A 26,466-nucleotide genomic window follows, 5' to 3' on the forward strand; every position below is an offset into this window, starting at 1 on the left:
TTCAATCAGCATTTTTATCCTATCACGAACGAGAAGCGTAATATATGTTCCGATCAGCGTTCATCGATAAATTTAGCAAAATATTGAAAACATCTTTGAAGCGGAAATGCAAAAATGAGTGCAAATATGGCATTTAAAATGATGGTTGCGTAAAATCGCTCTTGCAAGAAGCGACCAATGGTCATATCAGATATATTAATAATGCTATTAATTCCATATACATAAAACTCAATAATGGCTACAGCTAATAGCGACATGCAGATTACGATAAGCGTATTTTGCTGAAAAATCTTCATTAGTTTTGATACGATATAGCATACGGCCGGTAATCCAAGCGCGTATACTCCTAAGACATCCGTAAAGGCAATATCGTACATGAATCCAAGGATTACCCCATATAGCATCGCTTGCTTTGGGTGATAATACACTGACATAAAAGCCAGTACCACTACAACAAAGTGAGGCGATAGAATCCAGTCTCGCCATGGTGATGCCATGGCGACAAAATTAACAAAGATACTTTCAAACATAAAAACGACAAGCACGAGAATAGGAAGGACAAACCGCTTCATCAGTTAGCCTCCTCCGCCCCTAAATCGTCTTCAGCAGCGGGCGCACTTCTTTTAGCTACAACTACGTTATCTAAGTCATACAAGTCAGCAGCAGGTTTGATATAAGCTTTTTTCGTTAATCCATATTCATCAGGCTCAATTTTTGTGATAACGCCAATTGGAAGATTGCTAGGAAAAATGCCGTCTTCTTGTCCTAGACCAGACGTTACTACTTTTTGCTTTTCTTTAATATCAGCATCAAATGGAATACGACGCATAACAAGCGCCTGTTCTTTATCATCATAGCCTTCAATTAAACCAAATACTTCTTTTTTAGCCTGAATTTTAGCAGATACACGGTTTGTACGATCTGATGAACTAATTAACTGCACAGTAGATGTGAACTTAGATGCATGCTTCACTTTACCAATCAGCCCTTCAGGAGTCATAACAGCCATATTTTCCTGCACATTATGAACCGTCCCTTTATCAATGGCAATTACCTCATGCCAACGGTCTGGATTACGAGCAATAACTGTTGCTTCGATTGGGTTGTATTGACTTAAATCCGTTTTTTTGTCGAGCTGTGCTCTTAATTTTTTATTTTCTTGCTGCAAAGCGTTGGCTTTCGTTTCTAATTGCATGCGTTCGTCTAAACGGGCTTTTAATACCTCGTTTTCTTCGTATGTACGCTTTAAGTCACCTACATTCTGAAAGAAACCCGCTACAAATTGTGCGGGTTCATTAAAGGTAGCCTGAACAAGACCAACCGTATCTTTGACAAACTGTTCAGGCCACGTTACATTTTTACGACCATTTAACGAAAAACCAATCAATGCCACTAATACAATAATACTGACTAATAAAATAACTAAACGTTTATTTAAGAAAAATTGTGGCACGATCTACACCTCTTAATATTTAGCGATATGAATCGCTTGTACGATTTTTAAATAAATCAATGTGTTCTAACGCTTTACCAGTTCCAATTGCAACACAGTCAAGCGGATCTTCTGCGATGACAACCGGCATATTTGTTTCTTCACTAATAACTTTATCTAAATTACGTAGCAATGCGCCACCGCCTGTTAATACAATACCGCGATCCATAATATCTGCCGCAAGTTCAGGTGGTGTTTTTTCTAATGTACTTTTTACTGAATCTACAATAGAAGCCACTGTATCTTTTAGCGCTTCTGCAATTTCTTCTGCTGAAATTTCGATTGTTTTCGGTAGACCTGTTAGTAAGTCACGTCCGCGAATTTCCATGTTTTCAATACCTTCTGGAATTCCGGCAGAACCGACTTCTACTTTTAATGCTTCTGACGTACGCTCACCGATCATTAAATTGTAATTCTTGCGAATATATTGAATAATCGCTTCATCCATCTCGTCCCCAGCGATACGGATTGACTGACATGTTACGATTCCTCCTAAAGAAATAATCGCAACTTCTGTTGTTCCTCCGCCAATATCTACTACCATACTTCCCGTTGGCTCCCAAACCGGTAGATTGGCGCCGATTGCTGCAGCAAACGGTTCTTCAATTGTATACGCATCACGCGCGCCAGCCTGACGAGTCGCATCAATAACGGCACGTTTCTCAACAGCTGTAATGCCAGAAGGTACACAAACCATTACATACGGCTTACCCGCAAACAAACTTTTTGTTTTTTGAGCTTGATTGATGTAATATTTCATCATCGTCGCAGTTGTTTCGTAATCTGCAATAACTCCATCTTTCATTGGACGAAGGGCTACTACGTTCCCAGGTGTACGACCAATCATATTTTTTGCATCGTTACCTACCGCAACGATTTGTTTTGTATCAGTTTGCAAAGCCACAACAGACGGCTCACGCACAACAATTCCTTTTCCTTTTACATAAACGAGCGTATTTGCAGTACCCAAATCTATTCCAAGGTCTCTAGTACCGATTCCAAACATGTGTCTCTTCCTTTCTCTTACCAAAATGCAAAGGTAAAAATTCCATAATTCAATTTCTTCATTTCATAAGTAACATTTTTTATTTTCTATACTTTTTTCATAGATGTCAACGCCAAATATTGTATGATAAAAAGTCATACTTTGTCTATTAATAACGAATGATTGTAAAGAACTTGTCATTTAAAATCATGACTACTATTATAACCCAAGGATTTTAAAAAGCATAGCCTTACATGTATCCTTTTTCTTTTAAACTAATATATTTTCGATCTCCGATAATTAAATGATCTAACAATTCAATTCCTATGATAAATCCGCACTCTTTTAAGCGCTTCGTTACCTCTATATCTTCTCTGCTGGGAGTAGGGTCGCCGGAGGGATGATTATGAATACAAATAAGGGATGCAGCTGAACGACGAAAGGCTTCTTTAAATACTTCTCTTGGATGGACAATAGATGAATTGAGGCTTCCGATAAAAATGGTTTGCTTGTGGAGAACTTGATTTTTCGTGTTGAGGTATAAACAGACGAAATGCTCTTGAGACAGCACGCGCATTTCTTCCATCACATAATTAGCTCCGTCTTCAGGGCCATGAACGGTATATCGCTGACTAGATTTCCGCTGTACAATCCTCTTACCTATTTCAATAGCCGCTATAATTTGAATTGCTTTTGCAGGTCCGATACCTTTAATATTCATCATTTCATCAAGCGATGCATGCTGCAAAAGTTGAAGACCTTCAAAATGCGTTAATATGCGATTGGACAGCTGAAGAACAGATTCATCTTTGGTTCCAGTGCGCAGCAAAATAGCAATAAGCTCGTGGTTAGAAAGACTAGAAGCACCCATTGACATAAGGCGCTCTCGAGGTCTTTCATCTTGAGGAAAATCTTTAATTAACAATGATTGATCCAATTTCGCCACTCCTTTTTAGTAAACGAAACCGTATTGTTTTAGCTCACGTATTGTTCGGGAGAGCGGCAAGCCCACCACGGAGAAATAGTCTCCTTCAATTTTTTTAACTAGCGCAGCACCGAGACCTTGAATTCCATAAGAACCAGCCTTATCCATAGGCTCTCCTGACTCTACGTACTGTACGATTTCATCTTGTTCAATCGGCCAAAACTCTACATCTGTTTGTTCATAAAACGTATGAACTTTTGCATTTGATACGAACGCTACTCCAGTTAATACCTGATGTTTTTGACCTGACAGCATCGTAAGTGTTTCAATCGCTTCTTGTTTCGTTTTTGGCTTTCCTAAAATACGATTGCCATATACGACAACTGTATCGGCACCTAGGACAATATCCTCTTTATGATGCGAAGCGACGTCCACGGCTTTTTGCCTAGCTAAATCCATTACTACCTCGGACGGTGTGTATAATGGATTGACGATTTCTTCAATTGTACTAACGTGAACGGTAAAGGGAATGTGAAGCTGCTGAAGTAATTCTTTTCGACGAGGAGAGCCTGAGGCTAAAATTAATGTTTGTTTCATACATCTCACCTTTGCATTTTGATTTAAAAAAGAAGGACACACCGTTATTTTAGCAATTTCATCCCCAAATGACAATAAACAAGTGAGGCAGCATTACACTACCTCACTTGTTAAGACGTTACAAGGCTTTCATACTGCTGAAGAGCTTTTAACACGTATCGCTGAGCAAGCCAAGCATCTTTACTGCTTTTATTGTCTTCATATGAAGAAAGAGAAGCAGCAGCTTTTTGAAGGGTGCTCACCATGGTTTTAATGTCTTCATTTGACGCTTCTTTCTGAACTTTTGTCAGCTCTTTTTTCAGAGATTTGATATCGGCTACCCGCTGTCCTTCAATCGCTTTAACAGATTGATCTAAGAGATTAGCCATAAACGGCTGCGCTGTGGTTATAACCGTTTGATCTTTTTTCCCTAATTCGCTAGTGGGCTTAATTTCATAAGACTTTACATATACATCTTTACCTTGTTGTTTATACGTTTTACTAAGTGCGTTCGCTTTTTCTTCTCCAGTGGCAGCACCAACGACAAGAGAATAGGTTTTAGGTGAAAAGATCTCGCCTGCTTCGTTCTCTTCTTTCCATTTATCCATTGCTTTATTTGCAGCAGTTTTTGATGAAAAAGCACCTGCTTGAACAATGTAAAAGGAAAAAGGTTCTAAAGTAGAAACAGCAGCTGATGTCCCCTTCGATTCCTGTTCGTTTTTCTTTTCAGCTTTACCAACACTTTCAGTGGCAGACGCTGTTTGAGAAGTTTTTTCTTCTTTCGTTTGCTCACTTGTTTGTGCTTTGCTTACAGGCTGTTCGCTTCCTGTCATCATTTTCACACCAACCATACCGATGCCGCTGCCTATTCCAACTGCTAGCAGTACAATCACAGCTGTTCGTTTGATCACACCGCCGTTTACCGTTTTAATCGAAACATTTTTAGGATGTAATCGCGGCTTTTTCTTTTTTTCATTTCTTACATCTTCAATAAATACCACTTTATTTTCTTCCACATGAGAATCTTTGGATGCCGGCTCCGGAAGAACCCATGTAAATTCGTCTTTTTCTGGCGCTTGTTCTTCCTTCTCATCCTTGGATTGACCATTGATTTTAATTGAAATTTTTCGTTCCTGCTTGTCCACTTCCCCACCGCCTTTAGTTAACGTAGTCTTAATACCGGTTGCAAGCTGAGGTAAACCGACATAAAACATACACTTTTTTCCATGCTATCATAGAAGAAAAAAAAAATAACAAGACATTTGTCGTCTTGTTACAAAAGGTTTTCGCTATTTAGTTACAGAAATTTCAAATTTGTCGAAGATTTGAAGCTCAATAAAAATAGTTGCTAACATACCAATCTATCAATTCGTTTCCATGAAAATAAGCAGCGATTGTCCCTATAAAAATAAAAGGAACGAAAGGAATTGGTACACCTACCTTTGCCTTTTTCATTAATAACGCTCCTATGCTAACGGTTCCGCCTATTAATATAGCTAAAAAAAGCGATAGCAAAACAAGCTTTACTCCAAGCACAATACCAATCAAACCATACAATTTAATATCTCCTTCTCCAAGGCCTCCTCTGCTGAGAAATGCGACTAGAAAGAGGAGAAAAAATGCTATTCCTCCTCCCATTAAGGAATCACTCCACGAAGTTAATGGAATGAAAAGACGCTCAAGAAGAAAGATAGGCAAAAAGAAAAGCAGTACCTTATTTGGGACAATCATATAAGCTATATCTGAGACAACTATAATTGTAAAAAAAGAAACAAAGGTTAATATGACAATCAGTTCTAACGTCATATTCAACCTAAAAAAAGCATATACAAATAAACTTCCTGTCGAAAATTCTACGAACGGGTAGATGAAGGAGATTTTTTTGCGACACATACTACATTTTCCTGCATTTTTAATGTAGGAGACTATGGGAATTAACTGTTGTGGAGAAAGAACGTATAAACAGTGTGGACAATGAGATCTTGGAGATAAAATAGATTTTTTCTGAGGAATTCTAAGGCCTGCTACATTATAAAATGAACCTAGAGTGAGACCTGAAACAAATAGATAAAGGTAAATTAAACTCATACGACTCCTTCCATTTCAGGGGTACAGAATATTAACTGTAGATTTTCTTTTGAATGAGGCAATGTATCTTTTCCTTTTAAATAGCTGCCAATAAACGGAATGAGAAAAGCTGCTAGAAGACCTATTATGATAACCAGTATGATCACTTGCATTAGAGAAAGTCCTTTATTCTTCGTGGACAGTTTATCCATTTCCACACCTCTCCTTTATTGATTAGTATCAAACAGCTCCTTGATTAATACACTGAATCATAATACCCATAAAAGTCATATTCTGTATGCCTCCTTCCTTAAAACACACCTTTTATAGGTAATAAGGATTATACCACTAAAAAACAATAACAGCATAAAAAAAACGTCTGCAAAAGCAGACGTTTTTTAATAGTAAGGAGCCATAAATAAGTAGACAATTACACCTGTAAGACTTACATAAAGCCAGATTGGCATTGTCCATCGCACAATTTTTTTATGTTTTTCAACTTGCATTGTCCATCCCCACACAAGTGCAAACAGTGCCAGCGGAACAATAATCGCTGCTAGGAAACTGTGTGTGATCAAAATAAAGAAGTAAATGGGACGAACGATTCCTTCTCCACCGAACGTGGCTGTTTCTGTGGAGATGTAGTGGAACGTTAAATATGAAACTAAAAAGAGCAGTGTGGAAGTGAATGCTGCTAAAATAAAACCTTTATGAGCATTAATATTTTTCCTGAAAATTGAAATCAACGCTGCAACTAAAAAAATAAACGTAAAACTATTCAAAATAGCATTTAACCGTGGAAAGATAGTCAAATCAAAACTTACTTTTCCTTGATAGCCAATATTCGAAAAGAATAGCAGTAAAATAATAACATTCGCTATCACTGAAAAGGTAAGAATAATACCGGTAAAGTTTTTATTACTTTTCGGTACAATTTTTTCATTATTCTTACTCATGTTAACAATCTCCTTATTTAGTGATGTACATGTTTATTATATATCACTTACCTAGGGGGTGAAAGTGACAATACTTTGAACTTAGTGCTTACTTATTATCCCTATTCCTTCCTTACATTGTGTTAAAAGCAGCAAGATTCCACTTGCTGCTTTTGCTCATTTGAGAAGAAAAGCCCGCACTTCTGATATAAAATACAGAGACCCTGTAATCACGACCATGTCTTGTTCACCTGTCGCCTTTTCCTTTACGTAAGCAATTGCTTTTTTCCAATTCTCGTCCATATGCTTATTATGATGAGTACTCATCTCATAAAGCTCCGCGGCTGTGCGAGCACGAGGAAAGTCAAACGACGTAAATGTAATACTTGCAGCGATTGTTTCAAGTTCTTGGACCATTCGATCAGCGCTTTTATCATTTAAGCAGCTGAAAACTAAATGAATGTTTCGATCTTCATAATGAAGGCGTAAAGTAGATAACAGGCTATCAATGCCTTCTGCATTATGAGCCCCATCAATAATCGTTAAGGGATGCTCATTTACTATCTCAAAGCGGCCGTTCCACTTTGTATGCTGAATCCCTTTTATCATTTGCTCTTTGGAGATAGAAAGCTTTTTCTTTTCTTTTAAATAACAAACGGCCATGAGAGCCAAAGCTGCATTTTTAACTTGATGATAGCCAAGCATATTTAATTGCAAGTGTTTAAATGTGCCATACGGCGTTTTTAACGTAAAGCCTTCTCCATTTGCTAAGGGCTCATAGTTTTCAATTTTAAATTCTTTTCCTAACACAAATAACGGAGCCTGCTTCGAATTTGCCTCTTCTGTAATGACGTCAAGCGCCTTTACCTGCTCGGCACCCGTAATAATAGGGACTTCTTTTTTAATAATCCCCGCTTTTTCTGCTGCAATTTCTTCTACCGTATCACCTAGTATCGCCATGTGATCAAATCCAATGTTTGTAATAACACTCACCATAGGACTCACAACGTTTGTTGAATCATATCGTCCCCCAAGACCTGTTTCAAACACAGCATAGTCAACTGAATCATGATAGCCGAAATAAAGAAAAGCCATGATTGTAATCACTTCAAATTCCGTTGCTGACCCTAAGTCCGTATGTTCTAGTCGCTCCACTACAGGCTTTACTTCCTGAACAAGAGCGGTCATTGCTTCATTTGAAATAGGCTGTCCATTCACGCTAATCCGCTCATTAAATGTTTCGATATAAGGGGAAGTAAACGTTCCAACTTTATACCCTGCTTCTTCTAACATGTTTCGCAAATAAGAAACAGTAGAACCTTTACCATTCGTCCCAGCAACATGAATAGCATTTATATTTTGCTGCGGAAAATCAAGCTGCTCTAGCATCCATTCCATTCGTTCTAACCCCGGCTTGATTCCAAAGCGAAGTCTGTTATGAATCCAATCAAGCGCTTCTTCATATGTCGTTATCATCTTTTATTCACCTTTCTTTTCCATCGCTATTATTATGTAAAGAAAAAGCGTCGCTATACAAGCCACGCTTTTTCTGTTCATTCATTAACCCATTGATTATCCGCGTAATTCAGCAATACGAGACTGAACAGCTTCACGTTTTTCAACGTAATCTTGCTCTTTTGCACGCTCTTCTTCTACTACTTTAGCAGGCGCTTTTGCAATAAAGCCTTGGTTGTTTAATTTCTTTTGTACACGTTCTACTTCTTTGTTTAACTTGTCGTATTCTTTTTCTAAACGTGCGATCTCTTCTTCGATATTAATTAAACCTTCAAGAGGTAAAATTAATTCTGCTCCTGTTACAACAGCACTCATCGCTTTTTCATCTAATGAAACATCGGTTGAAATCACAAGCTCACTTGGATTACAGAAACGTTCTACATACGCACGGTTCTTTTCAAGCTGGCTTTGAATATTTTCATCTTTAGCTTTAATAAATAATTTTACTTGTTTGCTCATCGGCGTGTTCACTTCAGCACGAATATTACGAACAGCACGGATAATATCTACAAGTAAACGCATATCGTTAGCAGCTTCTTTATCCGAAAGCTCAGCGCGTACTTCCGGCCATTTAGCTACTGTAATTGATTCGCCTTCATGCGGCAAGCTTTGCCAAATTTCCTCAGTAATAAACGGCATGAATGGATGTAAAAGTCGCATTGTGTTATCAAGTACATAAGCTAAAATTGAGCGTGTTGTCTTTTTAGCTGCTTCATCTTCTGCGTAAAGAGGAAGTTTAGCCATTTCAATGTACCAATCGCAGAAATCATCCCAAATAAAGTTATAGAGAATGCGTCCAACTTCACCGAATTCATATTTGTCAGCTAATTTTGTTACGTGCTCAATCGTCTCATTTAAGCGCGTTAAAATCCATTTATCGGCAACGTATTTTTCGCCTGATAAATCAAGCTCTTCAAATGTGATGCCATCCATGTTCATTAATGCAAAACGAGAAGCATTCCAAATTTTATTTGCAAAGTTCCACGTCGCTTCGACTTTTTCAAAGCTGAAGCGTAAATCTTGTCCCGGTGAGCTTCCTGTAGATAAGAAGTAGCGAAGAGAATCCGCACCGTATTTCTCGATTACTTCCATTGGATCTACGCCGTTACCAAGTGATTTACTCATTTTACGACCTTCAGCATCTCGGACAAGACCGTGAATCAGTACATCGTCAAACGGACGTTTACCCGTAAATTCAAGACCTTGGAAAATCATACGAGATACCCAGAAGAAGATAATGTCATAGCCTGTTACAAGCACATTTGTTGGGTAGTAGCGTTTGAAATCAGCTGCATCCACATCCGGCCAGCCCATTGTTGAGAACGGCCATAGCGCTGAGCTGAACCATGTGTCTAATACATCTGAATCCTGTTCCCAGTTTTCGATATCTGCTGGAGCCTCATGATCTACGTATACCTCTCCAGTTTCTTTGTGATACCAAGCTGGAATGCGGTGTCCCCACCAAAGCTGACGCGAAATACACCAGTCGCGAATATTTTCCATCCAGTGTAAGTATGTCTTTTCAAAACGGTCAGGTACAAAGTTTACTTTTTCTTCTTGTTTTTGAAGATCTACTGCTTTATCTGCTAACGGCTGCATTTTTACAAACCATTGAGTTGATAAATAAGGTTCAACAACGGCACCGCTTCGTTCACTATGACCTACTGAATGCATGTGGTCTTCAATGTTGAACAATACGCCGTCTTCTTGAAGGTCTTTAACAATTTGCTTACGACAAGCAAAACGATCCATTCCTTCATATTTACCTGCTTTGTCATTCATCGTACCGTCTTGATTCATCACTAAAATACGCTCTAAATTATGACGGTTTCCAATTTCAAAATCGTTCGGGTCATGAGCAGGCGTAATTTTTACCGCACCAGAACCGAATTCCATATCAACATAATCATCGCCTACGATAGGAATTTCACGCCCTACAATCGGAAGGACAACCTTTTTGCCGATTAAGTGCTTATAGCGATCATCTTCAGGGTGAACAGCTACAGCCGTATCTCCTAGCATCGTTTCAGGACGAGTTGTTGCGATTTCAATATGTCCAGAACCATCTGCCAACGGATAGCGCATATGATAAAACGCACCTTGTACATCTTTGTAAATAACCTCGATGTCTGAAAGAGCTGTTTTTGTAGCTGGATCCCAGTTAATAATATATTCTCCGCGATAGATTAACCCTTTTTTGTAAAGCGTTACGAATACTTCGCGCACTGCTTTAGAAAGGCCTTCATCAAGCGTGAAGCGCTCGCGTGAATAGTCTAAGCCAAGTCCTAGCTTCGACCACTGCTGGCGAATAAAGCTTGCATATTCTTCTTTCCATTTCCATGTTTCGGCTACAAAATTTTCGCGGCCTAGATCGTAGCGGCTTTTCCCTTCGCTGCGAAGCTTTTCTTCTACTTTTGCCTGCGTTGCAATCCCCGCATGGTCCATGCCAGGAAGCCATAAAACGTCATAGCCTTGCATGCGCTTCATACGCGTTAAGATGTCTTGTAACGTTGTATCCCAAGCGTGGCCTAAATGCAGCTTGCCCGTTACGTTTGGGGGTGGAATTACAATTGTATATGGCTCTTTTTCAGGATCATTTGTTGCTTCAAAAAACTTCCCGTCTAACCAATACTGATAACGATTTTCTTCAACGGCTTTTGGATCATACTTCGTTGGAAGAGTCACTTCTTTTTCAGACATAATGTATACCTCCATAATATAAAGTTTCAGTCTTTAGAAACTGTGTAAAGCTTTTATAAACATAAAAAAACTCCTTTCCTAATAAAAGGACGAAAGGAGTTGATTTCGCGGTACCACCTTTTTTTATAGACCTATCCCGTTTGATAAGCCTATACACTTCATTTCATAACGGTTGATTAACCGGCTTTTTCTACTGAGCTATGCAGCTGTTCAAAAAAGCTACTCATAGGCGACATTCCGAGTGCACATTCTTAAGAAATCTCACAGCAGCTGATTTCTCTCTCTGAAAGACGAACATCCCGTACTCTTCCTATTCACTGTATTTATGTATGAAATTCTCTTAATTATACTATATGAAAAAATGTTGAATCGTCAATAATCTTCTCCACTTTTTTACGATTATATTCATAATTTTTTTGTTCTGCTCTTTATTTTTTCATTCACTCGCTAATTTTGGAAATAAAATGAAGAGTCCGCTCAAAAAAATGGCACCATTTCTTTCTTTTTTCATATACTTACTTTAACCTGGGCACGTGGATTGAAAGGGGCATGTACAAATGAAGAAACGAATAAATGTAAATTCGTATCAGCTGCAGCGGTGGCTCAAAACAGCAGGAGCGGCTTGTGGACAGTTTATCGTTCCTTTAACAATTTTTCAAGGTATACGTACACTATTTTTCCCTACAACCTTTGATGTACTGTTGTTGGCACTGCTTGCCATACTAGCGGTTGCTTTATATTCGGACTGGATTTAAAAACCCAAGCGCTATTCGTTCGCTTGGGCTTGTGCAGCTGCTTCCGCTGCCATTTTTTTTTGCTGATCTACTTCAAATATTTTAATATTGAGCTGTTCAATGTTTTTCGTCAGCCAGTATGCTCGAATAAATGACTGCATATGTTCAAGCTCTGTTTTACTTTCTTTATGCTGCCTATATTGAACGATACACTGATACAAGGGTTCTGGAAACGCCAAATAACTGTGTAAAAGCAGCCGTTCCTCTTCTCTGAGAGCAAAATGTTTTTCATACGTACTAAACCACTCATAGCTGTCATAGGTAGTTACTGGGTATGTGCGAAGAGTACGGAAATAAAATGAGACCAAATCATAAATCGGTGAAGCATCTTTTGCATGTTCAAAATTAATAAAAAAACCATTTCCCCGTTCGTCATAGATAAAATGTTTAGCCGATAGCTTTCCATGAGACGTAACCAGCCGGATCTTTTCCTTTTCTTCCATTTCATCGTTCCACTGATCGAGCTTTCCAAAACCAAATTCAAGCGCTCTTGTCATTTCATAATAAAATGTACAGTAGTGCAATTCAAACGGGGACATATAAACTTTCTTCTCGCATTCTACTACGTACTGCTTCAGCTCTTCCTGACGTTTTTCCCACGTTTCTTTCATCGATGTATAATGATTTTCTATATCTTCTTTTTTCACTTCTACTTCCTGCGCCGAAGCGCCGTGAAGCTTAGCAAGCTCTTGAAATAATTTATGATATCGAATATCACGCTCTTCGGTTGGATTATTTGGGAGCCACGGCATTAAGTAATACGAGCCGCTTTCATCTGAAACAATGGGCTGAGAACGCTTCGTCTGATAAATAGGGACAAATCCCATCCATCCTTTTTGATACACGTTCTGCAGCTTTTGAATGAAGTTTTGATTTCGTTCTTGATGATTCGCCATTTCTTTAAGCGCAAACACGCCGGTTTTCGTATAGACTTTTTTTACTTTTCCGTAGTCTTCGATAAAGTCAACATCTAAGTCATATTCTTTTAACAATACTTTATAGTCTGCTACTGTCCGCTGCATCTATATTCTCCTTCCTCGTAAAAAATAAAGAAAACAGTTAAGACATTATATGCGTCAAAACTGTTTTCTTTCCGACTTTAACGAACGGGAATATTTAAGATGCTTCCTTCTTCCAGCTCATATTCATCTTCTAAATTATTTACTCGTAAAATGTTTTGTACATTCGTATTATAGCGGTTTGCTATCGTATCAAGCGAATCTCCGTCTTGAACAATACAAAGCTTCCAAGTTGAAAAAGCTTCTTCTTCCCGCGAAAAGAGCTTTGTTAAATAAAGGGCGTTTTCATTTCGGCCGCTTTCATTTTCTTCTTTCCGAAATTCAACAATAATCTTTTCCTCTTCTTGTTCAGCTTCTTCTTGTTCAGCTTCTTCTTGCTCAGCCTCTTGTTGAACGTCAGCATACGTATTCAATTCACTAGCTTGCGATTCTTCGAAGCTTTCTTGCTCTTGACGAAGCTGAAACAGTTCAATCACATTGTCTTCTCTTTCTTCCTCGATTTGGGCCTCTTTTTTCACTTCGACTTCAAATGGTTCATATGCTTCCTCTTCATATTCCACGACCGGCTCAGCACGAGATTCTTTTTTAAATACAGATGAAAAATAACTAGGGGTCTCTTCTGAATGCTCTTCTTCTGAATGCTCTTCTTCTGAATGCTCTTCTTCAATAGCCTCTGCTTCTAAAAGTGCGGGAGCTTCACGATAGCTTACGTCAAACTCTTGTTCCTCTTGTTCTTCTTCTTGAGCAACGTTTTCAGTATATACCTCTTCAGCATCGTCCACTTCTTCATAGGAGACGATGTGCTGTTCCTCCGAAAACTCTTCCTCTTCTTCTCGTTCTTCATGCTGTTCGTACAATCCTGTGATGGACAAGTCAGCCATTAGCTGCAGCTGATTTGTGCCTGGCAATTCATAATCAAATAAATCAATAGATACATATACGTCTTCAATACTTTGAATACGATTTTTAGGAATGGTAATATCAACAGGAAATTGATGTGATAATTCAGCCGTTCCGTCTTCACGGACAGAGATAGATTGCACTTGATTCTCATTTGTATATTCGCGTAACGAGTGCTCTCCCTCGTACGTTTCGTATTCACCTGTTAATTGTAATGCTCCTCGAATAGACACGTATTGGTCATATTCTTGAATAGATACTTGAGGCTCTAAGGAGATAGACAAAAGTTGTGAGACTTCCTGTCCTTTTTGAAACCATACTGATTCTTCTACGGAAAAACGCAGACATGATAAATTATCCTGCGACAAATTGTTCTCCCCCTTCCAACACCCGCCAGGTAATAGCGCGGTCATTAAAGATGTATGAACAAATAAATTAAAATATGTCTTTAAAACTAAAAAAGCTTACGGAATCCTCCGTAAGCCTTGATATAAAAGTCAATCTTATTTAGCTGTTTATCCACGTAACTTCGAAAAAGCTTTTTCAGCTGCTGCAATTGTATGTTCAATGTCTGCATCTGTATGAGAAGTTGATAAAAACATTCCTTCGAATTGAGAAGGAGGTAAAAATACGCCTTCATTAGCCATTTCACGATAGTAAGCTGCAAAATAATCTAAATTCGATGTTTTCGCTGTTTCGTAATTTATTACCTGTTCGTTTGTAAAGAAGAAACCAATCATTGAACCAGCTCGGTTTACGGTAAACGGCACATCATATTTTTCAGCTGCTGCCATCAATCCTTCTTCTAAGCGATCTGCTTTACGAATGAACTCATCGTAGGATTGAGGTGTCAGCTGCGTTAACGTCTCGTATCCAGCTGTCATCGCAAGCGGATTACCTGATAATGTACCTGCTTGATAAATCGGGCCGCTTGGTGCAACTCGCTCCATAATTTCAGCTTTACCACCGTAAGCACCTACTGGTAAACCACCACCGATTACTTTTCCTAAGCAAGTTAAGTCAGGAGTAATATTGTAGTATCCCTGTGCACAGTTGTACGCTACGCGGAACCCTGTCATTACTTCATCAAAAATGAGCAGTGAGCCATATTCTGATGTGATATCACGAAGCCCTTGTAAGAAACCTGGCTGAGGGGGTACCACACCCATATTTCCTGCTACCGGTTCAACGATTACTCCGGCAATGTCATCTCCGAATTCTTTAAAAGCATATTGTACGCTTTCTAGATCATTGTACGGCACTGTAATCGTGTTTTTAGCGATTCCTTCAGGCACTCCCGGACTATCTGGTAGGCCTAACGTTGCAACGCCTGATCCAGCTTTAATTAGAAGAGAGTCACCGTGTCCGTGGTAACAGCCTTCAAATTTTAAAATTTTGTTGCGACCCGTATAGCCACGTGCTAAACGCAGTGCGCTCATCGTTGCTTCCGTACCTGAACTCACCATACGGACGATTTCGATTGAAGGAACGCGCTCAATCACAACCTTAGCAAGCTCATTTTCAATTAATGTTGGTGCACCAAAGCTTGTACCAGATTCCGTTACTTTTTTGACTGCTTCAACTACTTGATCGTTGGAATGTCCGTGAATTAAAGGTCCCCATGATAAGACGTAGTCAATATATTTGTTGCCGTCAATATCGTAAATCGTAGCGCCTTTTCCTCGTTCCATAAAAATAGGATCCATATCTACTGATTTAAATGCACGAACAGGACTGTTTACTCCACCCGGCATTAATTGCTGCGCTTCTAAAAAAGCTGCTTTTGACTTTTCATAACTTCTCATGTGTAAGCCTCCTTAATTACTTGTCAGATAACCAGCGTGCTGCGTCTTTAGCATGATACGTTACAATTAAATCCGCTCCTGCACGCTTCATGCTAATTAATTTTTCAAGAACAATCTCTTTTTCATTTACCCAGCCGTTTTGAGCTGCCGCTTTAATCATCGAATATTCACCACTCACATTATAAGCCACTACCGGTAAATTAAATGTATTTTTCACATCGCGCATAATATCTAAATAAGATAGAGCTGGTTTTACAATTAAGAAATCTGCTCCTTCTTCTACATCAGATTCCGCTTCTCGAAGTGCTTCTAAGCGATTGGCTGGGTCCATTTGATATGTTTTACGGTCTCCAAATTGAGGAGAAGAATGCGCTGCATCGCGGAATGGTCCGTAAAAAGCAGATGCATATTTAACAGCATAAGACATCACAGGCACATCTTCAAATCCAGCTTCGTCTAGACCATGGCGAATAGCTGCCACAAAACCGTCCATCATGTTTGAAGGCGCAATAATATCCGCTCCTGCTTTAGCTTGACTAACCGCTGTACGCGCTAATAAGTCAAGGCTAGGATCGTTTAAGATTTTTCCGTCTTCAATTACACCACAGTGGCCATGATCTGTGTATTGACATAAGCATGTATCTGCGATAACAACAAAGTCTGGAAAATTTTCTTTAATTTGACGAATACCTTTTTGAACAATTCCGTGGTCATGGTATGCCTGTGAGCCGACCGCATCTTTTTCAGCGGGAACACCAAATACCATAGCTGACTTGATTCCTAAATCGACTAACTCTTGGATTTCATCATTCAAGTAGTCTAAAGAAATTTGATCCACACCTGGCATTGATTTTACAGCATTTCTTTTTTGTTCACCTTCTACAATAAAAATAGGATATATAAAGTCTTCAGGATGTAAATGTGTTTCACGTACAAGCGCACGCATATTTACAGAATTACGAAGACGACGATGACGTGTAAATTGTAAATCTTTCATGTTAAAATCCTCCTTTATTATTCAAAACAACTAACCAACATATCTATCATACCATTTATTGTGTATGTGTTAGGAACAAGATGCTTAATTCCATATTCGCTCGCTGTCTGACTGGTAATAGGACCAATGCAAACAACTTTGGTTCTATTTATAAGCTCAAGCCAATTCGGAATATCTTTAATTGACTCGACAAAAAATTTCACTGTAGAAGAACTTGTAAAAGTAATGGCATCAATTCCTGTTTCTAAATGTTGCTTAACCAAGCGTTCAGAGTCTTGATTTCGAATGGTCTGATATACAACTAAATCCGTTACCTCACACTCTTTTAAGCCATCTTTTAAAACAGAGCGGGCTAATTGTCCTCGTACAAGGAGAACTCGCTCGTGATGTGACACATTTGCTTTTAACGACTCAAGAAGTGATTCCGCCACGTATTCTTTTGGAACAAGTTGCACGTTAACATCATGTTTTTCTAGCAATTTTGCGGTTTTTTCTCCAACCGCAGCCACTTTTAATCTTTTTAAAGCACTCCAACTGATATTTAACTCTTTTAGCCATTCAAAGAAAAAAGAAATGCCGTTTTGACTTGTAAAAACAATCCAATCAAAACAGTCAATTGACAGCAGGACCTCTTCCACTTCTTTTTCATTGTTAGAACGTGCGAACGTGAGGACTGGTAAGCTTAAAGGTATGCCTCCAAGCTTTTTAATCTGTGCTGCAAATGAATGAGCCTGCTTCGCTTCTCTTGTAATCAAAACTGTTTTCAAAAAAAGAGGAGCCTCATGACTCATTATTTGTCCAGCTCCTCTTTTACACGGTCAATTAAAAGCTTAGCTCCTTGAGATGTTAAGCGCTCAGCAGCTTCTGAACCGATAGCAACCGGGTCTTTTCCCGTAATTTGCTCTTTGTAAATCGTTTTGCCATCAGGAGACGCGACTAGCGACGTTAGCTCAATGTTTCCGCCGTCCAATATACGCCCATAACCCGCAATCGGCACTTGGCATCCGCCTTCCATCTCTTTTAAAAATACGCGTTCAGCTCTAACAGCACGAGCGGTTTCATCATGATTTAGAGCTTGAAGAAGCGATAATAATTCATGGTCATTTTCTCGGCATTCGATAGCTAAAGCTCCTTGTCCTACAGCGGGAACGCTTATTTCCGGCTCTAGGTACTGAGTGACCGTATCTCTCGACCAGCCCATACGAGATAACCCTGCAGCTGCCAAGATAATCGCATCGTAATCTTCATTTTTTAATTTCTCTAGGCGTGTGTCGATATTTCCTCGAATCCATTTAATTTCGATATCTGAACGCATAGATAGAAGCTGTGCCCCTCGACGCAAGCTGCTTGTCCCAATCACAGCACCGCTTGGTAGCTCCTCAAATCGTTCACCATTTTTTGAAATAAGCGCATCACGATGATCTTCTCGTAAAGGAATACATCCAATCGTTAATCCTTCTGGCAAAACAGCTGGCATATCTTTCATACTATGAACGGCCATATCAATTTCTTCATCTAACATGGCTTGTTCAATTTCTTTTACAAAAAGACCTTTACCGCCTACTTTGGACAGCGTTACATTTAAAATTTGGTCCCCTTTTGTAACCATTTCTTTAATTTCAAACTCAAAAGGAAGACCTTGTTTTTTTAACTGTTCAATGACCCACTTGGTCTGTGTTAACGCAAGTTTGCTTCGACGAGAGCCGACAATAATTTTTCGCATGTTGTCCTCCTAATTACGAACCCCAAAAGTGAAAATTCGATAAACTGCCAAATAAAAAGAAATTAATAAGTAAGACTAGGAACAATCCAATATTCCACATTGCGATTGCCTTTCCTTGAATACCTCTACGCAGTCTAGCATACAAGTAAGCGCTGTATGCAACAAACATTAAAAATGAACCTAACACTTTTGTATCGTACCAATGAAAATCTACGTATTTAATATAAGCCCATATGATTCCTAAGATTAACGAAAGCAATAACAGCGGTACACCAATTAAAATTAATACATAGGACATGTAATCTAGCTTTGTTAAATCTTCAATTCTTAGCAAGCGCTTGCCCCACTTCTTCTTTTTCAATAAATTATACTGAACAAGATACAGAGCGGAAAAAACAAAAGAGACTGAAAAAGCGCCGTAAGATAAAATAGCCATGGTAATATGAATGATTAATAATTCTGACACAAGGCGCTCCGACTGGACAGCAGTGTATGTTTCAAGTGGAGCAAACGTATGAATAGCCATAATTAAGAAACCAATCACATTTGTAAAAAACACCATAAAATCAACGCGAAACAGGCGATTAATCACAAGTGAAAGAGTAATTAAGACCCACGCGTAAAAATACAGCCCTTCAGAAACGGTAAGAATAGGAAACCTTCCCGTCTCAAACATTCGTAAAATTAAAAAGGCTGTTTGCAAAACCCACACAATAGAAAGTAACCAGAAGGCTATCGAGTTTGCCTTCCGGTTATTTTGTACAAAATCAATAAAATATAATAAAACGCTCACCGCGTACAAAATCACAATCAATTCATAGATTCTGGTTAATTCCATATCAACCATTATTCAATCCTCACTTAAGACTGATAAGCTACTGAATGAGACGTAATCGATGTATGAAGCTGCTCTTCTTTTTCTTTTTGCAAAGCAACTTCCTGTTCAATATTAAAAATCTTCATGAACAGCTCTAAAGACTCTTCAGCATGTTTCTCTCCAGCCAATTCTTTCGCGTATAAAATTGGATCGCGAAGAAGTTGATTAATTATACTTTTTGTATGTTTATTTAAAACTTTGCGCTCGCGCTCAGATAAATCTGGGAGCTTACGATCAATGCTTTTCATCGTTTCAGCTTGAATGGTAAGTGCTTTTTGACGAAGTGCAGAAATAACAGGCACAACGCCTAATGTACCAAGCCAAGACTTGAAAGCAACAATTTCAGCTTCAAGCATAATTTCAATTTCATCCGCAGCTTTTTGACGCTCTTGCAAATTGGTTTCTACAATCCCGTTTAAATCGTCGATATCATATAAAAAGACCGTCTCTAGCTCATCTAGTTCTGGATCTAAGTCACGTGGAACGGCGATGTCTACCATAAACAATGGACGACCTTTACGCGTACGCTCGGCTTCACTCATCATTTGTTTCGTTACTACATAGTCATTAGCCCCTGTTGAACTAATTAAGATATCTGCTTCGCTTAAAGCATGTTGAAGATCAGCAAATGGTTTGGCTTCTCCAGAAAAACGGTTTGCTAGCTCTTGTGCCTTTTCAAATGTTCGATTCACTACCGTTACTTTTTTAGCTCCGCTGCCATATAAATTCTGTACGGCAAGCTGACCCATTTTTCCCGCACCAAGAATCAACACATGTTTGGACGATAAATCTCCAAAAATCTTTTTAGCAAGCTCTACGGCTGCATAGCTGACAGAAACTGCATTTGCACCAATTTCTGTTTCATGATGAGCTTTTTTGGCTAATGTCACAGCTTGTTTAAACAGCTGATTAAAAACCGTTCCAATTGTTTCTTCTTCTTGAGCAAGCAAAAAGCTTGAACGCACTTGTCCAAGAATTTGTGTTTCACCAATCACCATTGAATCTAATCCACATGCTACTCGGTATAAATGTTCGATGGCTCCATCATTTTCATAGATGGTTAAATAAGGCGAAAACTCTTCTTTATCTATTCCGAACCATTCAGCTAAAAATGCTTTTACATAATAACGGCCCGTGTGTAATTGATCAACAACAGCATAAATTTCCGTACGATTGCATGTTGAAACAATGATGTTTTCCAAAATACTTTTTTGGCCGCTTAACGTTTTCATGGCAGATGCTAGTTCTTGCTCATTAAAACTAAGCTTTTCTCTTATTTCAACAGGGGCTGTTCGAAAGTTTAAGCCGACTGCTATAATATGCATTTGTACATACCCCCTATAATTGAAATGTGCTTATTTATCCGAATTTGACGGGCAGTAACCCCTAAATTCCCAAAGAGCTACAGTGAGATAACTGCCCGTAAAATCCGGCGTTCTTCATTCTACTATTCGTAAAAAGCGGCGTACATTACACAGGTGTAAGCTTCGCCTTATCTCTAACTATTATAACATGTTCTATAAGTCATTCGAAAAAAAAATGTGAACAGTCTTTGAAAACATGTGTTAAGATATTAACTGTTATTCCGTAATAAATTGTATCAAAAAAGCAGCGTTTTATCACGTTTTCTGTTTTGAAACACCTGGAGGTTACTATGAAAAAGCAATCAATGTTTTTTGGTGTCTTACTAGTTGGATTTGGAATCTTTTTCTTACTGAATGAACTACATATGAGCATTGCAGCAAAGGTATACACGTGGCCTGTACTGTTAATTTTAATAGGAGCAGCCCTGTTAACTGAGTCTGCTTTATCTCAAGATCATTCAAACTTGCTTGCAAGCTACATATTAATCACTTTAGGTATTCATTTCTATGTAAGTGAACAAATTCCCTTTTGGCCTACGAATATTAGCATGGTCGTTTTTATGGTGGCTATTAGCTTTTTACTTAGTGCTAGAAAAGCCAAATCAGGCTTTTTCCAAGGCGGCACCCTTTTAATTATTGCCATTTTAATGATGTTTTCAGACCGTCTTAAACTATTTTTGCCAAAAGTTGAAGACGGCGTAAATTATTTAACAACCTTCTGGCCTATTTTATTGTTACTAGTTGGGCTATATTTATTATTTTTCAAACGAAAGTAATCTATGTAAACAAGTTAAAAAAATGGAACGTTTGACTCACTTCCTGTTAGAGTGATGATAAACGTTCCATTTTTTTAGCTTCTATTCCTTTGTTTAGTGAGTCATGCGATACTGCAAAGATTTCCACGCTTTATCTTTTCCTTCACCTGTTTCAGATGAGAAATGAATTAATTCATCATTTGGATCCAAGTCCAGCGTTTCTCTCACTACTTTTAAGTGCTTTTGCCATTTCCCTTTAGGAATTTTATCAGCTTTCGTCGCGATAACCATAACGGGAAGGTCATGGTGCTTCAAAAACTCATACATCATAACGTCATCCTTTGAAGGTGCATGGCGTAGATCAACAATCATTAACACAGCTTTAAGCTGCTCACGATTTGTTAAATACGTTTCAATCATTTTCCCCCATGCTTCACGCTCTTTTTTAGACACTTTTGCAAATCCGTAGCCAGGTACGTCTACAAAGTGAAGGATTTCATTAATTAAAAAGAAGTTAAGCGTTTGAGTTTTTCCAGGCTTAGACGACGTACGCGCTAAGCTTTTGCGATTGAGCATCTTATTAATAAAAGATGATTTTCCTACATTTGAACGGCCTGCTAACGCAAACTCTGGCAGGTTTTCTTTAGGATATTGTTCAGGGCGTACAGCACTGATGACAATATCGGCTTGAGTTACTTTCATTTTACCTCTCCTACTAGCGCATGTTCCAATACTTGGTCCACATGTGACACAAGAACGATGTCTAATTCCTCTTGTACACTGTCAGGGATATCTTCAATATCACGTTCATTATCATGAGGGATTAATATTTTAGTTAATCCGGCACGATGTGCACTAAGTGACTTTTCTTTTAAACCGCCGATTGGTAATACGCGACCTCTTAGTGTAATTTCTCCTGTCATTCCTACTTCTCTACGCACCGGTTTACCCGTTAGTGCTGATACTAGAGCAGTGGCAATGGTAATTCCTGCAGAAGGTCCATCCTTTGGTACAGCTCCTTCTGGAACATGGATATGAATATCATGTTTTTCATAAAACTTTTCATCAATTCCTAGTTTCTCTGCATTTGAACGCACGTAGCTAAATGCTGCCTGAGCTGATTCTTTCATCACGTCTCCAAGCTTTCCAGTTAGCACTAGTCTTCCTTTACCAGGGGACAAGCTTACTTCAATGGCTAGCGTGTCTCCTCCTACAGTTGTGTAAGCAAGACCTGTAGCAACGCCGACTTGATCTTCCGTCTCAGCCTGTCCGTAACGGAACCTAGGCTTACCAAGGAATTCTTCAAGCGTTTTGGCCGTCACCACCACGCGTTTTTTCTCGCCAGAGACTACGATACGAGCTGCTTTTCGACAAATGGAAGCAATTTCGCGTTCAAGGTTACGAACACCAGCTTCTCTCGTATATAAACGGATGATTGCTGTTAATGCGTCATCACGAATCTGCAAATTGCCCTTTTGCAATCCGTGATTTTCTAGCTGGCGCAGCAATAGGTGACGCTTCGCGATTTCAAGCTTTTCCAGCTCCGTGTAACCAGCAATTTGAATAATTTCCATTCGATCGCGCAGCGGCCCTGGAATCGTAGCTAAGTTATTAGCTGTAGCCACGAACATCACTTTTGATAAATCATACGTTTCTTCTATATAGTGATCGCTGAAATTATGGTTTTGTTCAGGATCCAATACTTCTAACAAAGCAGAAGATGGGTCTCCACGGAAATCATTTGACATTTTATCGATTTCATCAAGCAGAAATACCGGATTAATCGTTCCCGCTTTTTTCATTCCTTGAATAATGCGTCCAGGCATAGCTCCCACGTACGTGCGACGATGACCGCGGATTTCTGACTCATCTCTCACGCCGCCTAGAGACACTCGTACAAAATGACGATCTAGAGACGTAGCAATTGAACGGGCTAGGGATGTTTTCCCTACGCCAGGAGGTCCTGCTAAACATAAAATAGGACCTTTAAGAGATTTTGTCAACTGCTGCACAGCTAGATATTCTAATACGCGTTCCTTCACTTTTTCAAGGCCATAGTGCTCATCGTTCAGCACTTGTTCAGCATTATGAATATTGAGCGTATCTTCCGTTTCATTTGTCCAAGGTAGCGCAATCAACCACTCGATATAATTTCGAATGACTGAGCTTTCAGCGGAGGTAGCAGGAATTTTTTCATAGCGATCCAATTCTTTAAACGCCACTTGTTTGACGTGGTCCGTCATCCCACTTGCTTCAATTTTTTCGCGAAGTGTTGCTACCTCTCCCGTCTTTCCTTCTTTGTCTCCAAGCTCTTTTTGAATCGCCTTCATTTGCTCACGAAGATAATACTCTTTCTGAGTGCGTTCCATTGATTTCTTTACACGCTGTCCAATTTTTTTCTCCAGCTGCAAAACTTCTTGCTCGTCTTGAATATGAGAAATGATCGTATTTAATCTTTCTTTCACATCAGTTATTTCTAAAATTTCTTGTTTAAGCTGAATTTTTATTGGTAAATGAGAGGCTACAATATCCGCTAATCTTCCTGGTTCTTCAATATCGCTTACGGTTGAAAGAGTTTCAACGGACACCTTTTTGGAAAGTTTTATGTATTGTTCGAAATAGTCTAAAAGCGTGCGCATCAGCGCTTTATCTTCTACATCAACCTGATGTTCTTCGTTTTGCTTTTCCACGTGCACAACAAAATATTCTTCACTGTCTTCAAATTCTGTAACGGTTACGCGATTTAGTCCTTCTACTAAGACGCGCATCGTTCCATTTGGCAACTTTAGCATTTGTTTAATTTTTGCTAACGTACCGGTTCTATATAAATCCTCTTTTGTTGGTTCATCGATACCCATATCTTTTTGTGATACTAAACAAACTAAGTGATCATCCATCATTGCTTTTTCTAATGCTTGCACAGATTTATCTCGCCCAACATCTAAATGAAGCACCATTGTCGGATAGACGATCAAACCTCGTAAAGGCAATAGCGGCATTGTCAATTTTTCTTTTTCTGCCATGCAATGAACACCTCCAATGCTCGTCAATTAAAGTATGTAAAGTGTGAATTCTTTTAACAATTTTATCTCATTTGTATACACATGTCTAACAATAGTAATTACTAATTGTACCATGAGAAAGAATTAAAAGGCAAAATATATCTTTTTAAGCTCTTTTCATAAAAAAACGCCTTTTTCGTTGGCTGTGTATAAAGGTTTTATACGCGAAAAAGGCGATGAATATTCATCTGACCATTAATTTTTAATTATCATGATAGAATTAGCTAGATTCTCTAGTTGAAATAGCTGGATCTACCGACAAATGTGCAACATGCTCATGTACAGACAATAGCGCTTGTTCAAACACCTCTGTTAAATGATGGACAGGAATAATATCGATACCTTTTACCTTTTCTACCATTGCATTCATATTTTCCTTTGGTACAATCACCGTCTGAACGCCTGCTTGTTTTGCTGCCTTGATTTTTGGAATCACACCGCCAATTGGCTTTACGTTACCGTGCAGACCAATTTCTCCTGTCATTGCTACCGTATGTTTAATTGGCACTTCATAAATCGCTGAGTAGATACCTGTTGCCATCGCAATACCAGCAGAAGGCCCATCAATTGGCACGCCCCCCGGAAAGTTTACATGAATATCATACTCATCGGCTGGAACATCCATGGAACGAAGAACCGTTATGACATTTTCAATTGAGCTTTTAGCCATACTTTTACGGCGAATAGACTTCCCTTGAGTCCCTATACTTTCCTCTTCAACGATACCTGTAATAATAATGTTCCCTTTCTCTTTTGCAGGAATCGCTTTGACTTCAATTTCTAAAAGTGCTCCAGAGTTGGGCCCGTACACTGCTAATCCATTAATAAGTCCCACTTTTTCCTCATCTGCAATTTTCGGATCGTGCCTTGGAGATAGTTGACTAGAATGAACAATCCATTCAATATCTTCATTTTTAATGTCCGTTCGTTCCTCTGATATCGCTAATCCAGCCGCAATTTGCATCATATTAACCGTTTCACGTCCATTGCGTGCATATGTAGAAAACAGAGATAAACCTTCTTCTGATATATCCATTCTTACTTTATTTGCTGCTTTTTTTGCAACTGTAATAATTTCGTCGCGATCAAGCTCACGGAAAAATACCTCTACGCACCTGGAACGGATGGCAGGCGGAATTTCATTAGGCGTTCTAGTCGTCGCACCAATCAAACGAAAGTCTGCTGGCAACCCATTTTGAAAAATATCGTGAATATGTGTTGGGATTTGTGTGTTTTCTTCGCTGTAATAGGCGCTTTCCATAAACACTTTTCGATCTTCTAGAACCTTTAACAGCTTATTCATCTGAATAGGATGGAGCTCTCCAATTTCATCAATAAATAAAATTCCCCCGTGTGCATCTGTAACCGCTCCTTGTTTTGGCTGCGGAATTCCAGCTTGGCCCATGGCACCTGCTCCTTGGTAAATAGGATCATGAACAGACCCAATCAAAGGATCAGCAATGCCTCGCTCATCAAAACGCGCCGTAGTTGCATCTAACTCTACAAATACAGCCGATTGTTTGAAAGGTGATTTTTTATTTTTTTTTGCTTCTTCTAACACTAAACGTGCTGCTGCGGTTTTTCCTACTCCAGGCGGCCCGTATACAATCACGTGCTGTGGATTAGGACCGCAAAGGGCAGCCTTTAGTGACCGAATTCCATCCTCTTGTCCGACAATATCGGAGAAGCTAGACGGCCTCACACGTTCGGCAAGCGGCTCAGTTAAAGAGATGGCTCTCATTTTCTGCAATTGCTCCATTTCTTTCTTTGAATCCCGGTCAATTGAGACTTTTTGCGTACGCTGATTGCGTAATAAATTCCAAAAATATAAGCCAATGATGATACCAAAAAAGAGTTGGACCATTAAGGCAATATTCGTCCAGTTCATAGATAAACCTCCTGCGCAGTTTAGTAAGATAATTATCAGTTATTATCTCCCTGCAGCAGTAGGAATAAACAAGATTCTAGTAAAAAG

General features: G+C 39.0%; 24 protein-coding genes and 1 other annotated feature. Of the genes, 2 read left to right on the plus strand and 22 right to left on the minus strand.

Annotation, left to right across the window (positions count from 1 at the left end; genetic code table 11):
- Nucleotides 1–53 precede the first annotated feature (53 nt).
- The 11 genes from mreD to OK414_RS24480 all read right to left on the minus strand — a co-directional run bounded on the left by mreD (nt 54) and on the right by OK414_RS24480 (nt 11,195).
- A complete protein-coding gene (gene mreD / locus OK414_RS24430) occupies nt 54–572 on the minus strand; it encodes a rod shape-determining protein MreD (RefSeq protein ID WP_013059343.1) in 519 nt (172 codons plus the stop codon).
- Complete coding sequence (gene mreC, locus OK414_RS24435) at nt 572–1,453, minus strand: rod shape-determining protein MreC (protein ID WP_013059344.1); 882 nt, start codon at nt 1,451–1,453, stop codon at nt 572–574. Before mreC ends, mreD begins: the two co-directional genes overlap by 1 nt.
- 19 nt (nt 1,454–1,472) lie before the next feature.
- A complete protein-coding gene (locus tag OK414_RS24440) occupies nt 1,473–2,498 on the minus strand; it encodes a rod shape-determining protein (RefSeq protein ID WP_013059345.1) in 1,026 nt (341 codons plus the stop codon).
- A 229-nt stretch (nt 2,499–2,727) separates the two neighbouring features.
- On the minus strand, nt 2,728–3,414 hold the full coding sequence (radC, locus tag OK414_RS24445) for a RadC family protein (RefSeq protein WP_034648765.1): 687 nt from the start codon (nt 3,412–3,414) through the stop codon (nt 2,728–2,730).
- Nucleotides 3,415–3,429: 15 nt separating this feature from the next.
- On the minus strand, nt 3,430–3,999 hold the full coding sequence (locus OK414_RS24450; RefSeq protein ID WP_034648762.1) for a Maf family protein: 570 nt from the start codon (nt 3,997–3,999) through the stop codon (nt 3,430–3,432).
- A gap of 110 nt (nt 4,000–4,109) precedes the next feature.
- Complete coding sequence (locus OK414_RS24455; RefSeq protein WP_034648759.1) at nt 4,110–5,192, minus strand: SPOR domain-containing protein; 1,083 nt, start codon at nt 5,190–5,192, stop codon at nt 4,110–4,112.
- 118 nt (nt 5,193–5,310) lie between these two features.
- A complete protein-coding gene (locus OK414_RS24460) occupies nt 5,311–6,066 on the minus strand; it encodes a prepilin peptidase (protein WP_263045117.1) in 756 nt (251 codons plus the stop codon).
- Nucleotides 6,063–6,257, minus strand: a complete 195-nt coding sequence (locus OK414_RS24465; protein ID WP_034648756.1) for a hypothetical protein — start codon at nt 6,255–6,257, stop codon at nt 6,063–6,065. The genes OK414_RS24460 and OK414_RS24465 overlap by 4 nt, the downstream gene beginning before the upstream one ends.
- Before the next feature lie 186 nt (nt 6,258–6,443).
- On the minus strand, nt 6,444–7,001 hold the full coding sequence (locus OK414_RS24470) for a DUF420 domain-containing protein (RefSeq protein ID WP_013059351.1): 558 nt from the start codon (nt 6,999–7,001) through the stop codon (nt 6,444–6,446).
- A 156-nt stretch (nt 7,002–7,157) separates the two neighbouring features.
- On the minus strand, nt 7,158–8,456 hold the full coding sequence (locus OK414_RS24475; RefSeq protein ID WP_034648752.1) for a bifunctional folylpolyglutamate synthase/dihydrofolate synthase: 1,299 nt from the start codon (nt 8,454–8,456) through the stop codon (nt 7,158–7,160).
- Between the two features lie 96 nt (nt 8,457–8,552).
- Complete coding sequence (locus OK414_RS24480; RefSeq protein ID WP_263045118.1) at nt 8,553–11,195, minus strand: valine--tRNA ligase; 2,643 nt, start codon at nt 11,193–11,195, stop codon at nt 8,553–8,555.
- A gap of 82 nt (nt 11,196–11,277) precedes the next feature.
- Nucleotides 11,278–11,522: a binding site (T-box leader), on the minus strand.
- A 230-nt stretch (nt 11,523–11,752) separates the two neighbouring features.
- Between OK414_RS24480 and OK414_RS24485 the strand changes: the two genes are divergently transcribed.
- Complete coding sequence (locus OK414_RS24485) at nt 11,753–11,950, plus strand: hypothetical protein (protein ID WP_013059354.1); 198 nt, start codon at nt 11,753–11,755, stop codon at nt 11,948–11,950.
- An 11-nt stretch (nt 11,951–11,961) separates the two neighbouring features.
- Here the strand turns inward: OK414_RS24485 and ysxE are convergent, their stop codons facing one another.
- From ysxE to hemA, 8 genes are all read right to left on the minus strand, one after another.
- Entirely contained in the window at nt 11,962–13,011 is a 1,050-nt protein-coding gene (gene ysxE / locus OK414_RS24490; RefSeq protein ID WP_013085128.1) for a spore coat protein YsxE, read from the minus strand.
- Nucleotides 13,012–13,088: 77 nt separating this feature from the next.
- Complete coding sequence (gene spoVID / locus OK414_RS24495; protein ID WP_205661964.1) at nt 13,089–14,276, minus strand: stage VI sporulation protein D; 1,188 nt, start codon at nt 14,274–14,276, stop codon at nt 13,089–13,091.
- Between the two features lie 147 nt (nt 14,277–14,423).
- Complete coding sequence (gene hemL / locus OK414_RS24500; protein WP_013059357.1) at nt 14,424–15,713, minus strand: glutamate-1-semialdehyde 2,1-aminomutase; 1,290 nt, start codon at nt 15,711–15,713, stop codon at nt 14,424–14,426.
- Nucleotides 15,714–15,729: 16 nt separating this feature from the next.
- Complete coding sequence (gene hemB / locus OK414_RS24505) at nt 15,730–16,710, minus strand: porphobilinogen synthase (protein ID WP_014458109.1); 981 nt, start codon at nt 16,708–16,710, stop codon at nt 15,730–15,732.
- 17 nt (nt 16,711–16,727) lie between these two features.
- Nucleotides 16,728–17,501 carry a uroporphyrinogen-III synthase gene (locus tag OK414_RS24510; RefSeq protein ID WP_016765661.1) on the minus strand — a complete coding sequence of 258 codons (774 nt, stop codon included), beginning with the start codon at nt 17,499–17,501 and terminating at the stop codon, nt 16,728–16,730.
- Complete coding sequence (gene hemC, locus OK414_RS24515; RefSeq protein WP_016765662.1) at nt 17,501–18,433, minus strand: hydroxymethylbilane synthase; 933 nt, start codon at nt 18,431–18,433, stop codon at nt 17,501–17,503. The genes OK414_RS24510 and hemC overlap by 1 nt, the downstream gene beginning before the upstream one ends.
- A 13-nt stretch (nt 18,434–18,446) precedes the next feature.
- Nucleotides 18,447–19,280 carry an inner membrane protein YpjD gene (locus tag OK414_RS24520; protein WP_013059361.1) on the minus strand — a complete coding sequence of 278 codons (834 nt, stop codon included), beginning with the start codon at nt 19,278–19,280 and terminating at the stop codon, nt 18,447–18,449.
- A 14-nt stretch (nt 19,281–19,294) separates the two neighbouring features.
- Nucleotides 19,295–20,635 (minus strand): glutamyl-tRNA reductase, encoded by a 1,341-nt coding sequence (hemA, locus tag OK414_RS24525; protein WP_034648743.1) that lies wholly within the window; start codon nt 20,633–20,635, stop codon nt 19,295–19,297.
- 329 nt (nt 20,636–20,964) lie between these two features.
- Between hemA and OK414_RS24530 the strand changes: the two genes are divergently transcribed.
- Nucleotides 20,965–21,450: a LiaF transmembrane domain-containing protein gene (locus tag OK414_RS24530; protein ID WP_013059363.1), complete on the plus strand. Its 486-nt coding sequence runs from the start codon at nt 20,965–20,967 to the stop codon at nt 21,448–21,450.
- Nucleotides 21,451–21,543: 93 nt separating this feature from the next.
- Here the strand turns inward: OK414_RS24530 and yihA are convergent, their stop codons facing one another.
- The 3 genes from yihA to lonB form a co-directional block, all read right to left on the minus strand.
- Nucleotides 21,544–22,131: a ribosome biogenesis GTP-binding protein YihA/YsxC gene (gene yihA / locus OK414_RS24535; protein ID WP_013059364.1), complete on the minus strand. Its 588-nt coding sequence runs from the start codon at nt 22,129–22,131 to the stop codon at nt 21,544–21,546.
- Nucleotides 22,128–24,452: an endopeptidase La gene (gene lon, locus OK414_RS24540; protein WP_016765665.1), complete on the minus strand. Its 2,325-nt coding sequence runs from the start codon at nt 24,450–24,452 to the stop codon at nt 22,128–22,130. The genes yihA and lon overlap by 4 nt, the downstream gene beginning before the upstream one ends.
- A gap of 259 nt (nt 24,453–24,711) precedes the next feature.
- Nucleotides 24,712–26,379, minus strand: coding sequence for an ATP-dependent protease LonB (lonB, locus tag OK414_RS24545; RefSeq protein ID WP_013085136.1), 1,668 nt, complete (start codon nt 26,377–26,379; stop codon nt 24,712–24,714).
- Nucleotides 26,380–26,466: the final 87 nt, after the last annotated feature.

The organism is Priestia sp. JV24 (assembly GCF_025910025.1).
Classification (GTDB): domain Bacteria; phylum Bacillota; class Bacilli; order Bacillales; family Bacillaceae_H; genus Priestia; species Priestia megaterium.

What these genes read in the sequence shown, in the direction of transcription:
- yihA (WP_013059364.1), bottom strand. Translation starts at nt 22,131, where the DNA reads ATGAAAGTAACTCAAGCCGATATTGTCATCAGTGCTGTACGCCCTGAA.
- hemB (WP_014458109.1), bottom strand. Translation starts at nt 16,710, where the DNA reads ATGAAAGATTTACAATTTACACGTCATCGTCGTCTTCGTAATTCTGTA.
- OK414_RS24510 (WP_016765661.1), bottom strand. Translation starts at nt 17,501, where the DNA reads ATGAGTCATGAGGCTCCTCTTTTTTTGAAAACAGTTTTGATTACAAGA.
- OK414_RS24485 (WP_013059354.1), top strand. Translation starts at nt 11,753, where the DNA reads ATGAAGAAACGAATAAATGTAAATTCGTATCAGCTGCAGCGGTGGCTC.
- OK414_RS24470 (WP_013059351.1), bottom strand. Translation starts at nt 7,001, where the DNA reads ATGAGTAAGAATAATGAAAAAATTGTACCGAAAAGTAATAAAAACTTT.
- OK414_RS24520 (WP_013059361.1), bottom strand. Translation starts at nt 19,280, where the DNA reads ATGGTTGATATGGAATTAACCAGAATCTATGAATTGATTGTGATTTTG.
- OK414_RS24450 (WP_034648762.1), bottom strand. Translation starts at nt 3,999, where the DNA reads ATGAAACAAACATTAATTTTAGCCTCAGGCTCTCCTCGTCGAAAAGAA.
- lonB (WP_013085136.1), bottom strand. Translation starts at nt 26,379, where the DNA reads ATGAACTGGACGAATATTGCCTTAATGGTCCAACTCTTTTTTGGTATC.
- OK414_RS24475 (WP_034648752.1), bottom strand. Translation starts at nt 8,456, where the DNA reads ATGATAACGACATATGAAGAAGCGCTTGATTGGATTCATAACAGACTT.
- OK414_RS24440 (WP_013059345.1), bottom strand. Translation starts at nt 2,498, where the DNA reads ATGTTTGGAATCGGTACTAGAGACCTTGGAATAGATTTGGGTACTGCA.
- OK414_RS24480 (WP_263045118.1), bottom strand. Translation starts at nt 11,195, where the DNA reads ATGTCTGAAAAAGAAGTGACTCTTCCAACGAAGTATGATCCAAAAGCC.
- hemC (WP_016765662.1), bottom strand. Translation starts at nt 18,433, where the DNA reads ATGCGAAAAATTATTGTCGGCTCTCGTCGAAGCAAACTTGCGTTAACA.
- OK414_RS24465 (WP_034648756.1), bottom strand. Translation starts at nt 6,257, where the DNA reads ATGGATAAACTGTCCACGAAGAATAAAGGACTTTCTCTAATGCAAGTG.
- OK414_RS24530 (WP_013059363.1), top strand. Translation starts at nt 20,965, where the DNA reads ATGAAAAAGCAATCAATGTTTTTTGGTGTCTTACTAGTTGGATTTGGA.
- lon (WP_016765665.1), bottom strand. Translation starts at nt 24,452, where the DNA reads ATGGCAGAAAAAGAAAAATTGACAATGCCGCTATTGCCTTTACGAGGT.
- mreD (WP_013059343.1), bottom strand. Translation starts at nt 572, where the DNA reads ATGAAGCGGTTTGTCCTTCCTATTCTCGTGCTTGTCGTTTTTATGTTT.
- hemA (WP_034648743.1), bottom strand. Translation starts at nt 20,635, where the DNA reads ATGCATATTATAGCAGTCGGCTTAAACTTTCGAACAGCCCCTGTTGAA.
- ysxE (WP_013085128.1), bottom strand. Translation starts at nt 13,011, where the DNA reads ATGCAGCGGACAGTAGCAGACTATAAAGTATTGTTAAAAGAATATGAC.
- hemL (WP_013059357.1), bottom strand. Translation starts at nt 15,713, where the DNA reads ATGAGAAGTTATGAAAAGTCAAAAGCAGCTTTTTTAGAAGCGCAGCAA.
- OK414_RS24455 (WP_034648759.1), bottom strand. Translation starts at nt 5,192, where the DNA reads ATGTTTTATGTCGGTTTACCTCAGCTTGCAACCGGTATTAAGACTACG.
- OK414_RS24460 (WP_263045117.1), bottom strand. Translation starts at nt 6,066, where the DNA reads ATGAGTTTAATTTACCTTTATCTATTTGTTTCAGGTCTCACTCTAGGT.